6 protein-coding genes are annotated in these 12,831 nt (G+C 63.4%); 4 read left to right on the top strand and 2 right to left on the bottom strand.

Features of this window, described 5'->3' with window-relative positions; genetic code table 11:
* Positions 1-299 precede the first annotated feature (299 nt).
* Positions 300-1,721, bottom strand: coding sequence for a diaminobutyrate--2-oxoglutarate transaminase (locus AB4O09_RS18375; protein ID WP_027912333.1), 1,422 nt, complete (start codon positions 1,719-1,721; stop codon positions 300-302).
* Between the two features lie 108 nt (positions 1,722-1,829).
* Positions 1,830-3,893 carry a TonB-dependent receptor gene (locus AB4O09_RS18380; RefSeq protein ID WP_013693074.1) on the bottom strand — a complete coding sequence of 688 codons (2,064 nt, stop codon included), beginning with the start codon at positions 3,891-3,893 and terminating at the stop codon, positions 1,830-1,832.
* Positions 3,894-4,141: 248 nt separating this feature from the next.
* Between AB4O09_RS18380 and AB4O09_RS18385 the strand changes: the two genes are divergently transcribed.
* The 4 genes from AB4O09_RS18385 to AB4O09_RS18400 all read left to right on the top strand — a co-directional run bounded on the left by AB4O09_RS18385 (position 4,142) and on the right by AB4O09_RS18400 (position 12,793).
* Positions 4,142-5,119: a TauD/TfdA family dioxygenase gene (locus AB4O09_RS18385; RefSeq protein WP_013693073.1), complete on the top strand. Its 978-nt coding sequence runs from the start codon at positions 4,142-4,144 to the stop codon at positions 5,117-5,119.
* A gap of 7 nt (positions 5,120-5,126) precedes the next feature.
* Entirely contained in the window at positions 5,127-8,555 is a 3,429-nt protein-coding gene (locus AB4O09_RS18390; protein ID WP_460107330.1) for a condensation domain-containing protein, read from the top strand.
* A gap of 17 nt (positions 8,556-8,572) precedes the next feature.
* Complete coding sequence (locus AB4O09_RS18395; protein WP_053162404.1) at positions 8,573-9,619, top strand: TauD/TfdA family dioxygenase; 1,047 nt, start codon at positions 8,573-8,575, stop codon at positions 9,617-9,619.
* Between the two features lie 111 nt (positions 9,620-9,730).
* The gene (locus AB4O09_RS18400; protein ID WP_053162403.1) at positions 9,731-12,793 is read left to right on the top strand and encodes a non-ribosomal peptide synthetase; all 3,063 of its coding nucleotides are present in this window, start codon (positions 9,731-9,733) and stop codon (positions 12,791-12,793) included.
* Positions 12,794-12,831: the final 38 nt, after the last annotated feature.

Here is a 12,831-nt window from a genome sequence, read left to right on the forward strand (position 1 = left end):
TGAATCCAGGTGCTGTGGGCATCTGCAATCTTTTGTGGGAGCGGGCTTGCTCGCGATAGCGGTGGGTCTGCTTGTGGTGATGTTGAATGTGCCGGCGCCTTCGCGAGCAAGCTCGCTCCCACAGGGTTTGGTGTTGGGTCCGGATGCTGTGGGCACCCGTAATCCCTTGTGGGAGCGAGCCTGCTCGCGATAGCGGTGGGTCTGCTTGTGGTGATGTTGAATGTGCCGGCGCCTTCGCGAGCAAGCTCGCTCCCACAGGGTTGGGTGTTGTATCTGGATCCGGGGTCGAACCTGGATGATCAGCCTGCGGGGCGCTCGTTGATTGTGCTCGCGGCCTGGAACAGGATTTTCGCGACGAAATCGATTTCCTGTTCGGTGATGATCAGCGGCGGCAGGAAGCGTACGGTCGCGCCGTGGCGTCCGCCCAGTTCAACGATCAAGCCGTGCTTCAGGCAAGCCTGCTGGAACGCCTTGGCCCGGGCCGTGTCCACCGGCGGATGGCCTTGTACGTCTGGGGTGCCTTGCGGGTCGACGATTTCCATGCCGAGCATCAGGCCGCGTCCACGCACATCGCCGATCCAGGCGAACTCGTTTTGCAGCGCCTGCAATTGTTTTTGCAGGTGAACGCCCACCGTTTCGGCGTGCTGGACCAGGCCTTGATCGCGGATAAAACGCAAGGTCGCGGTACCCGCCGCCATCGCCAGTTGATTGCCGCGGAATGTGCCGGCGTGGGCACCCGGCTGCCAGACGTCCAGCGACTCGTGGTAGACCATCACCGATAGCGGCAACCCGCCGCCGATGGCTTTGGACAGGGTGATGACATCCGGCGTGATGCCCGATTGCTCGAAGCCGAACATCCGTCCACTGCGGGCAATGCCGCACTGGATCTCGTCGACGATCAGCGGAATGCCGTGGGCCTGGGTCAACCGGCGCAACTCCTGCAGCCAGCGGTCCGGCGCGGCGATCACCCCACCCTCGCCCTGGATCGGCTCCAGGATCATTGCCGCCGGTGCTGTCACCCCGCTTTCCGGGTCGTTGAGCAAGTGTTCCAGGTATCGAACGTTCAACGTGACCGCCTGATCGCCGGCCACCCCGAACGGGCAACGATAGTCGTGGGGGAACGGCAGGCGCTGCACGCCTGGCATCAACGCACCGAGGGCATTTTTCGGAGACAGGTTGCCGCTGATGGCCAGCGTGCCCAGGGTCATCCCGTGATAGGCCCCTTCGAACGCCAGGACCGAATGCCGCCCCGTGGCGGTACGGGTCAACTTGAGGGCGGCCTCGACCGCATCGGCCCCACTCGGGCCGCAGAACTGGATGCGTGCATGGCGAGCGAACTCGCTGGGCAGGCAAGCGAAAATCTCTTGGACGAATGCGTCCTTCACGGGCGTCATGAGGTCCAGGGTATGCATCGGCACACCGGCCGCCATGACCTGGGTGATGGCTTCGATGATCACCGGGTGGTTGTGGCCCAGCGCGAGGGTCCCGGCACCGGCCAGGCAATCGACGAACACTTGCCCTCGGCTGTCCTGCACATAAATGCCATGGGCCCTTTCAAGCACCAGGGGAATGCGTCGCGGGTAACTGCGGGCGTTGGATTCCTGCTGTTGCTGACGTTCCAGCAGTGGTGTCGAATCGAGGCAGTAAGGATTCGACAGACCGGTGTGCAACAGGCGTAGCTGTTGCGCGCCACCCGCTGTGACATTCGAAAAAGCACTCATGATTTCCTCCATGGAGGCTGGGTTTGGAAGGGAACAAACAGCCTGGAAACAAACATCCGAAACGTTGCAGGACAGACGCGAGGAGATTGCCTCCCCGCGCCCGTGGGTTTACATGTCGTAGCGCAGGATCATCCCCACCGTGCGCGGTGCGCCGACGTCGATGATGTCGTCGTCGCGATTGTTGGTGACGTACTCCTTGTCGAACGCATTCTTCACGTAGGCGGACACTGCGACGTTCTTGGTGACTTTGTACTCGGTGTTGAAATTCACCAGCACATAGGCGTCGCTCTTACGCTCACCAGTGACTTTACCGTTTGAATCGAACTCGTACTCCGAAGGCGCGGTGCTCTGATAGACAATGTCCGTACCGAATATCAGGCGATCGTCGAAACGATAGACACCACCCACCGAGGCCTTGTATTTAGGCGAGTAGAGGAACGCCTCACCGCTCCTGTCCTGACCATTGTCAGCGACGAAGTCCTTGTATTTGCTATCGGTAATGGCGCCGCCGACGTTCAGGGTCAGTTGCTCGGTGATGTCTTTTTCGACGAAGACTTCCAGGCCCTTGATCTCACTGCGACCAGCGTTGTAGATATCAATGACGGTGCTACCGGGCTGCCGCACGCTGACCTGCTGATCTTTCCAGTCGGTGTAGTACAGGTTGGCGCGGGTACGCAGGGTCTTGTCGAAGAACGAACCGCGATAGGACAGCTCGTAGTTGGTGGTGTATTCCGGATCGTAGGCTTGGTGACCGCTACCGGAACGCAGGTTGACACCGCCACCGCGATAGCCCTTCTGCACCGTGAAACCGAGGTACTGGTCCGTTGCCAGTTCGTAGTCGATGCCAAGTTTCGGCAGCACGGCATCAAACGACTTCTTGATTTTCTCGGGCACGAAGCGGCCATCTGCTTCGATGTCGGTATCGTTCGTTTCGTGGTCGTAACGCAGGCCGGTGATCAAGGTCCAGCGCGGGGCGAACGTCCAGTTGACTTCACCGAACACCGCCTTGTTTTCAATCTTGGTATCACCTTTGACGGTACGAACCAGCACATCATCGAACAACAACCGGTCGTGGAAGTTGTTGGTGTTGTGACCATAGTAGGCACCGACGAAACTCTTCACCGTGTCCGAGTCGTAATTCAGGCGCAGTTCCTGACTGAACAGGTTGCCGTCCTGCTTACGCAGAACGACCTCGTTGTCCACGGCATTCTGGTCAAAGTCCAGACGGTTGCTGTAGTCCGTATTGGTATTGGCGGTCATGCTCGTCAGCGACCAGGCATCGTTCAGACGATAATCCACCTTGGCGCTGAGGGTGTCTTGCTTGAGGTTGTCGAAGGCCTCGGTATTGGACGCGATGTCGTAATAGCTCGGTTTGCCATCGGCGCCGCGCATCGTCGAGCGGTCACCCTGGCGATGTTCGTTATGGGCATAAGTCAGCAAGACGTCAGTGTCGTCATTGGGCAGGATCAGCAATTTACCGCGGGCGTTGCTGGTGCGATGCGGGTTGGCGTCTTTATCGAGCGTGGTGTTGCGGATGTAGCCGTCACCGTCGGAATAATCCACGGCGATACGCCCGGCGATCTTGTCATCGACGATGGCCCCGCCGCCCGCCACGGCCGCACCGTGCTCACCGTAGTTGCCCACGCTGGTCTGCGCCGAGAAGCTCGGTTCGAAGGTTGGGTTCTTGGTTCGGATAACCACCGCACCGGCCAGGGAGTTACGGCCCTGGGTGGTGGATTGCGGCCCGAGAAAAACCTCGACCTGCTCGGCATCCCAGAGCGGGACCGGGCTGAGGGTCAGCGCGCGGTTGGGCTGCACGGCACCGTCGACATACACCGATACTGCCCCGTTGAGGGCCGCCGGGCCCTGGTCGTCAAAACCGGACACCGGCACGCCACGGATACCCCAGTTCTCATTGCCGGCCTGGCTATAGACGCCGGGCGTGCGGGCAAATACATCCACCAGGTCCTTGTCGCCGTGTTCACGCAGGTTCTTGTCGGTGACGACCACGACGCTGGACTGGGTCTTATCGAGGGGGCGGTCGATTTTTTCACCCGTCACGGTGATCGGAGCGATCTCCATCTTGCCGGCTTCTTCGGCCGCCCATGCGCCGTTGCTCAGGCCGATGGCCGACCCTACAGCCAACGCAATTGTGTTCTTTTTGAAATTCACGCCCCGCTCCCCTGCGACAGATATTTTTAGGTTTTTTGAGCTGGCCGAAGGCTGTTTGGCGCCAGCGGAGCGGAGTCTAATCCAAAAAAAAAATTAAATAAATAGTATTGATAATCCATCTCATTTGTACCTAGTATGTCGTCTTGTATCGCCTTACATACATTACAGACGAGTCCTACATCGCTGACCGCTGCCCTGCTTTCAAGGTCTTGTGACTGGTCGAAGACGCTATAAGAGGATGCACAAGGATGACCTCAATCGAACACCTGAACGGGCGTTCCGAGCTTTTTTCAATGGCGCCCACGGATGCAAGCGCCCAATCGCTCCCCGTGCTGGTGCAGGGGACATCGGGGCAGTCGATCCACGATCTGGACACCTCGATCCGCGACAGCCTGGCCCATGTCCTGAGCACCGTTGGCGGCGTGTTGTTTCGCGGTTTCACCGTCGCCACGCCCATTGATTTCAAGCGCTTCGCTGCCAGCTTTGGTGCACCGCTGGCCAGTTACGAGTTCGGCTCCACACCGCGCAGCAAAGTCTTCGCCGGGGTCTATAGCTCCACCGAGTATCCGGCCCATCAATTCATCCCGCTGCACAACGAACAGGCCTACACCCGCCCCTGGCCTTCGCGCATCTGGTTCCACTGCATCAAGGCCAGTGAAACCGGCGGCGAGACCCCGATTGCCGACAGCCGCCTGATCTACCAGCGCATGCCTGCCGAGATTCGCGAGCTGTTCGCCAGCCGCGAGTTGCTCTACGTGCGCAACTACAGCGGCGCCCTGGACCTGCCCTGGGAAAAAGTCTTCAACACCCAGGACCGCGCCCAGGTCGAACGCTACTGCCAGGACAACGACATCGAGTGGGAATGGAAAGCCGATGGCGACCTGCGCACCCGCCAGCGTTGCGCCGCTGTGCAGCAGCATCCCGATACCGGTGAGTGGGTCTGGTTCAACCAGGCGCACCTGTTCCATGTCTCGGCCATCGAACCGAGCGTACGCGCCAGCCTGCTGGCGGCAGTGGGTGAAGAGAACCTGCCGCGCCATGTCTATTTCGGCGACGGCTCGCCGATTGCCGACGACATGCTCGACACCGTGCGCGAGGTCTACCGCGAGACTGCCATCAGTTTCCCCTGGCAGCCCGGCGATATCCTGATGCTCGATAACCGACTGGTCGCACACGGTCGCAATCCTTTCACCGGTGACCGCAAAGTCATCGTGGCCATGGCGTGAATTGCACATGTTTTCATTCGAACACTGGATCGACGTGCTGGAAGCCAACGCCCAGCACTTCCCTCATCGTGCGGCCCTGCATTTTCTGCCGGACGGCGTAGAGATCGGCGAAACCCTGACCTTTGCCCAGCTGCACGAGCAATCCCAATCCCTGGCGGCCGCGCTGCAAGCACGTTATGCACCGGGTGATCGGGTGCTGTTGATGTTGCCCAGCAGCCTCGACTACGCCCGCACTTTCTGTGCCTGCCTGTATGCGGGGCTGATTGCCGTGCCGTTGTTTCCACCGCCGTCGCGCAAGCCGCGCCACCTCGATCGCGTCCGTAACGTGGTGGTGGATGCCGAACCGGCGCTGATTCTTGCACCGGCAGATTATTGCGAAGGCTTGCTGGAACTGGTGGAAGGACGCGTCGATGTGCTGACCGTCCAGGACCTGGGCACGCCACCGGCCAGCCAGTGGCAACGCCCGGCCATCGAGGGTTCTACCGTGGCCTTCCTGCAATACACCTCCGGCTCTACCGGTTCGCCAAAAGGTGTCGAGGTGCGTCAACGCAACCTGATCGCCAACGTCGAACTGATGCGCCAGGCGTACGCTTTCGACGAGCACGGCGCCATGGTCAACTGGCTGCCGCTGTACCACGACATGGGCCTGATCGGCGGCATGCTGGCCCCGCTCTACAGCGGCATGCCCTGCTACCTGATGGCGTCCCAGACGTTCGTCAATGCGCCGTCGACCTGGTTGCAGGCGTTGAGCCGCTACCGCGCCACCGCCAGTTTCGCCCCCAACTTCGCCTATGCCCTGTGCAACCGCGTGGTCAGCGACAACCTGATCGCGCAGCTTGACCTGAGTGCCTGGAAACACGCGATCAACGGCGCCGAACCGATCCACCCTGGCACCCTGGAGGCCTTCGCCCAACGCTTTGCCGCGTGTGGCCTGAACCCGTTGGCCATCAGCCCCGGGTATGGCCAGGCCGAAGCGACCCTGTGCGTCAGCGCCACGCCGGCCGATGCGCTGCCAGTGGTGCTGCGCCTGGACAAGACCGTGCTGGAGACCGGTCGTGTGGCCCTGGCGACGGCCGATGCCGCCGCCGTGGAGTTCGTCGCCTGTGGTTACCCGCAAGCCTTGCACGGCATCGCCATCGTCGACCCGCACACCTTCGAACGCTGCGCCGCCGACCGCATCGGCGAAGTCTGGCTCAAGGGCCCGAGCAACGCCGAGTCCTATTGGAAGAACCCCGAGGCCACTCGCGAAGCCTTTGAAGCACGGATTGCCGGCTCATCGGAGCATTACCTGCGCTCCGGCGACCTGGGCTTCATGCATGAAGGCCAGGTGGTGATCTGCGGACGGCTCAAGGACCTGCTGATTCTCAACGGACGCAACCTCTATCCCCACGACATCGAATTCGCCATTACCGACGCCGAGCCGGGCATCCGCACTGGACGCATCGCCGCCTTCTCGGAAATGGACCCGGCCCTGGGCCGCGAGAAACTGGTGATCGTCGCCGAGCCGCAGCGCAAGTTCGTCGACCCGGCGCATCATCCGGCGCTGTTCGCGTCGATGCAAAACGCCGTGCGCGAAGCCGCCGACTGTGGCATCGACCAGATTGTGCTGGTGCAAGCCGGCACCATCCCGATGACCACCAGCGGCAAGATCGCCCGTCAAGGCGCACGCAAGCAGCTGGCCGCCGGCACATTGAGCATCATCGCCCAGAGCGGTGGGCAGCATGCCTCGCACGGCGAGACCCTTGACCTTGCCCAGTTCAAGCGCCTGGTGGCCGAGACGCCGCAACAGGCCCAGGTCGCCTGCCGCCAATGGCTGGAACAGACGCTGCACGCGGTCAACCCGTATCTGTCCGCCCATTTCGAACGCAGCCTGATCGGCCAGGGCCTGGACTCCATCGGCGTGGCCGACTTCGCTGCGCGCCTGCACCGGGACCTGGGCTGGAATCTCGAGACCCAGGACTTGTTCGGGGAAATCACCCTGGAACAATGGGCGCTGGCCCTGCAAGGTTTCCTGAATGAACCGGCGCCCACGGCCGAAGCCTCGACCGAGCAAGCCAACCTCAACCAGGGCCATCAGTCGTTCGCCCAGCGTCGCCTGTGGTTCCTGCGCCAACTGAACCCGGACGACACCCGCCACAACCTGGTGCTGCATCTGCGCCTGCAAGGGCCGTTGGACATCGAGGCCCTGGCCCTGCGCTTGAACACGCTGGTCGAGCGGCATGGCGTGTTGCGCACGGTGTACCGCGACGGTGTCGATGGCCCGCAACAACAGGTGTTGCCGGCCACGGCGGTAGCGCTGATCCATCATGATTTGCGCGAGCAGAATGAAGCGCAGCAACAGCAGGCGCTGAGCGAGCACCTGGCCCACGAACACACCAACCCTGTCGATTTGCAAGCCGGCCCGCTGCTGCGAGCGCAGTTGCTTAGCCGACATGGCCAACAGCATGACCTGCTGCTGACCCTGCACCACATCGCCTTCGACGGGCGTTCGGCACAAGTGCTGCTGGCGGAGCTGGCTGGTTCGACGGACGTAGGGCTGCCGGGGCAATACCTCGATTTCGCCCAATGGGAAGCCCGGTACTGGAGCGAACAGCAGATCGCCACCGAGCAGGACTTCTGGCGCACACACCTGGCCGGCATACCGCAAACATTGGAACTCGGTGGCAGCGGCCAGGCCCCGGGCGAACACAGCCTGGACTTCAGCGTGCCCCAGGCCCGCTGCGAACGGCTGGCAGCACTGGCCCGCGAGCAAGGCATGACCTTGTTCATGCTGTTGCTGGCCAGCTACCAACTGGTGCTCAAGCAACTGGGCGGCCAGCAGCAATTCCTGCTGGGCACCGACGTCAATGGCCGGCCACTGGCCGAGCACAGCGACGTCATCGGCTTCTTCGTCAACCAGTTGACCCTGCGTTGCGACTTGCGTGGCGAACCGACCCTGGCCGGTTTCCTTGAGCGGGTTCGCGATGAAGCGCGCCTGGCCTATGCCCATCAAGGCCTGCCTTTCGACCTGGTGGTCTCGGCCCTCGCGCCGCAACGCCGCCCCGGTCACTCGCCGCTGTTCCAGGTCAAGCTCAACTATCAACCGTCACGGGTGACCCCGACCGCCATCGCAGGCGCGCAGCTGTCCGCGCTGGACGTGGCCCAGGCACCGGGAGATTTCCACCTGGTGCTCGACCTCGTGCACGGCAGCGAAGGCCTCGCCGCGACCCTCAAGTATCGCGGCGAATACTTCGACCAGCAGCGTGCCCTGCGCCTGCAACACCTGTGGACGGGCCTGCTGGAACAGCTACACACCCTGTTGGACGAGCCGCTGCCGGCATTGGCCGAGCGCATCGATAACTGGGACCAGGCCTTTGCCCGTGAGCGACAACAGTCACAGGCGCTGGCCGGTCGCAGCCAGATGATGCAAGCCAAACGTCGCTCCTTGTCCCTTTAACCGAGTCGGATGCCGTTATGTCTATCGTGCCCCCATCGCCACGCGCCCTCGGCGCCGTGCGTCGCAAAGCCATGAACGTCTCGGAACAACAGTTGGTCACCGAGCGCCTGCTCAGCCCGGACCACGCCCTGCCCCTGGTGATCGAGCCGGCGGTCAGCGGCGTCGACCTGATCGCCTGGGCCACCCGGGAACGCGAGTCGCTGGAAAAGAAACTGCTGGAGTACGGCGCCCTGCTGTTTCGCGGCTTCAACGTCGCGTCCGTCGAGCAGTTCGACCAAGTGATCGCCGCCCTTTCCCCCGGCGCTCTGGAATACATGTTCCGCGCCTCGCCCCGGACACGGGTCGGCGGCAACATCTACACCTCGACCGACTACCCGGCCGACCAGATGATTTTCCCCCACAACGAGCACTCCTACTCGCCGCGCTTTCCACTGCGGCTGTTCTTCTACTGCCAACTGCCGTCCGAGACCGGTGGTGAAACACCGATTGGCTCGACCCGCGCCGTGAAGGCCGGGATCAGCCCGCAGATCGAAGCGCGATTCCGGGAAAAAGGCGTGCTGTACGTGCGCAACTACGGCGACGGTTTCGGCCTGCCATGGCAGACCGTGTTCCAGTCCGAAGACCGCCGCGAAGTGGAGGCCTACTGCGCCAGCGTCGGCATCGAAGTGGAATGGAAAGACAACAATCGCCTGCGCACCCGCCAACGCGGGCCGGCCGTGGTGCGCCACCCGCGCACCGGCGAAGAGGTCTGGTTCAATCACGCCACGTTCTTCCACATCAGCACCCTGCCTGAGCGAATCCGCGATTCGCTGCAAAGCAACTTCAACGACCTCGACCTGCCCACCAACACCTTTTATGGCGATGGCGAACCGATCGAGCCACACGTACTGCAATCGCTGCGTGCGGCCTACCTCGATTCGCTGGTGCGATTCAGTTGGCAACAGGGGGACGTGTTGTTCATCGACAACATGCTCGCCGTGCACGGTCGCGAACCCTTTACCGGCAAGCGCGCAATCATGACCGGCATGGCTGAAGCCCTGCTGTCGAGCGACGTTGCCGTCTGACATTCAACGGGTCCACCCGCCGTTCGCAGGAGGCTTGCCTGACACGTGTCCAGCAAGCCCCGACGTCTGTGCGGTGATCCAGGCTCAAGCCCTTTTCCAGTCGAGATGAACATGAGCGGACTTCAAGGTTTTCGTATTTCGCCGCAACAGGCATCGGTTTACCCCCACATCAACGGCGCGGCGGAGCACCCGTTCGGCTGCCATTTGCAATGGTCGTTGTCGCAGCCGCTGGACGTCGCTGCACTGGACAACCGCCTGCAAGCCCTGGTGGCCGGCAGTGAAATCCTGCGCACGCGCCTGATGCCCGTGCCCGGCCTGCGCCACCCGGTGCAGGTGATCGACGAAGCCGGCTCGCTGGCGGTGAACCTCCAGGACTTGCGCCAGCACAGCCGCGTCGACCAGGACGCCGCGTTGGCCCGGCTCGCCAACCAGCCCCGCGACTGGGCAACCCCACTGTGCGTGACCCTGGTGCGCCTGTCCGATGAACAAGCGGTCCTGGACCTGGCGGCGGCCAGCAGCCACTTCGACCTCGCCAGCCTGAAATGGCTGGCCGGCGCACTGCTGCAAGACAACCCCACGGACCTGTCCGACACCTTGCAGTACGCCGACTACGCCGAATGGCGCTGGAGCCTGGTTGAAGACGCGCCGGACCATCCGGGCGTGAGCTTCTGGAAACCCTCGGGCGAAACCGAACAGGCCGCCTTGCAGCTGCCGCTCGAAGTGGCCCTCGATGGCGGGTTCGCGCCGACCCGGCTGGACCTGACTCTGCCGAGCGACCTCGCCCGTCACTCGGCCCTGACCCCGGACCTGCTGCTGGCGGCATGGGCAGCGGTGCTGGGACGATTGGCCGGCCAGCAACAGGTGCCGCTCACCCTGATCCATGAAAGTCGCGGCGCGGAGCTGGAAAACACCCTGGGCCTGTTCGAGCAGTGCCTGCCCGTGAGCATCGAACTGGATGCCCAGGCGACCCTGCTGGAACAAAGCACGCAAGTGGCCGCCACCCTGGGACGGGCAGTCGGCTGGCAAGACTATTACACCGGCCACCTCAACGCCGGCTATGCCTTTGCCTGGCGTTCGGGCGATGCCCGGGAGCGTCATGCCGGCGCGGTGATGAACCCGCTGAAGGCCTGCCTGAACGTACGCCAGTTGCCCGCCAGCCTGCACGCGCAACTGGTCTACGACCGCCATGCCCTCAGCGCCGAAGCCGCGGGTTGCCTCGCCGAGCAATGGCTGCAACTGCTGCAAGGCGCCCTGGCTGAACCGCAACGGGCCTGGGCCCAACTGCCCCTGGGTGGAACGCTGCAATCGCAGTTGATCGGCACCGGCGCGAGCGTGCCGGCCATCGAACCGGTGACGCTGGTGGAATTGATTGCCCGTCAGGTTCGCCAACAGCCAGACGCCATTGCCCTCAGCGACCAGAACGGTGACCTGAGCTACAGCCACCTCGACGCCTGCGCCACGCAACTGGCCCATCGACTGGTCGCGGCCGGAATCGCTCCTGGCGTGCCCGTCGGCATCCTGTTCGCCCGCAGCAACGCGGCCATTGTCGCCATGCTCGCCGTGTTGAAAGCCGGCGGCGCCTACGTGCCGATCGACCCGACCTACCCGGCCGACCGCCGCGCCTACATGCTCGCCGACAGCGCCATTGCCCACATCGTGGTCAGCAGCGAACTGGCCGACAGCGTGCCGGCCACCCTGCAACGCTTCGTGCTGGATGACCTGGTAGCGCCGGACCTCGGCGATTGGCCGGCGCTGCCGTTGCCGGACGCGATCGACCTCGCCTACTTGATCTACACCTCGGGCTCTACCGGTGCGCCGAAGGCCGTGGAAATCAGCCACGGCGCACTGAGCTTCTCGACCCAGGTGCGCATGGCCGCCTATGAGACTCCGGTGCGCGCCTACTTGCTGCTGTCGTCGTTCGCCTTCGACAGTTCGGTCGCCGGGATTTTCTGGACCCTGGCCCAAGGCGGACGCCTGGTCTTGCCCGCCCCGGGTGAAGAGCTGGAAATGTCCCGCCTGGCGCAACTGATTGCCCAGCATCAGGTCAGCCACGGTCTGTCGCTGCCGTCGCTGTACCAGGCCCTGCTCGATCAACTGCAGCGCAGCACAGGCACCGACAGCCTTGCCTGCTGGATCGTCGCCGGTGAAGCCTGCCCGCCATCGCTGATCGCGCAACACAGCAAGACCCTGCCCCACGCCCGGCTGGTGAACGAATACGGTCCCACCGAAGCCACCGTCTGGGCCACCTATGAGGTGTTGGAGCCAAACCGCAACGTCAGCATTGGCCGCCCCATCGCCGGCATGGACCTGCGCCTGCTGAACGAGTTCGACACTGCCTGCGGCATTGGCGAGCCAGGGGAAATAGTCCTCGCCGGCCCGACCCTGGCCCGCGGCTATCGCCACAAACCCGAAGAAACCGCCAAGGCCTTCGTCACCCTGGCCGACGGCACTCGCGCCTACCGTACGGGCGACCTGGCGTGCTGGTTGGCCGACGGGCACCTGGCGTTCCTGGGGCGCAAGGACCATCAGGTCAAGGTGCGCGGCTACCGCATCGAGCTGGGTGAAATCGAACGCCAGTTGTGCAGCCACAGCGACGTGCGCGAAGCCGCGGTGATCGTCCAGGAACACGCCGCCGGCAAGCGCCTGCTGGCCTACATCCTGGCCGCTCACGGCTACGCACCGGACTCCGAGGCGATCAAGCGTTTCCTCGGCGAGCGCCTGCCGTCGTACATGGTGCCGGCCCTGGTGCTGACCCTGGCAAGCTTTCCGCGCACGCCCAACGGCAAGCTCGACACCCGCCAATTGCCCGACCCCGACTCGTTCGACGAAAGCGCCCACGTGGCGCCGCGCAACGCCATGGAAACCGCCCTGCAAGCCATCGTCGCCAAGGTCTTGAAGCTCTCGACGGTGAGTGTCACCGACAACTTTTTCGCCATCGGCGGCGACTCGATCCTGAGCCTGCAAGTGGTGGCCCAGGCCCACGAGCAAGGCATCGCGCTTTCGGCCAAGCAAGTCTTCGAACGCCAGACCATCGCGGCCATGGCCGAGGTCGCGCAACCGCTGGCACCGAGCGCCGCCGAGCCGCAAGCCGACAGCACCGAGTTCAGCGCCTCGGGCCTGTCCGATGACGAAATGCAAGCGCTGATGGCCGAACTGGACGAGGCCGACCTGTGAGTGGCTCGTCCCGTCGCCCCGCCATCACCGTTGCCCCT

It is taken from the genome of Pseudomonas sp. H1_F01, from assembly GCF_054681425.1.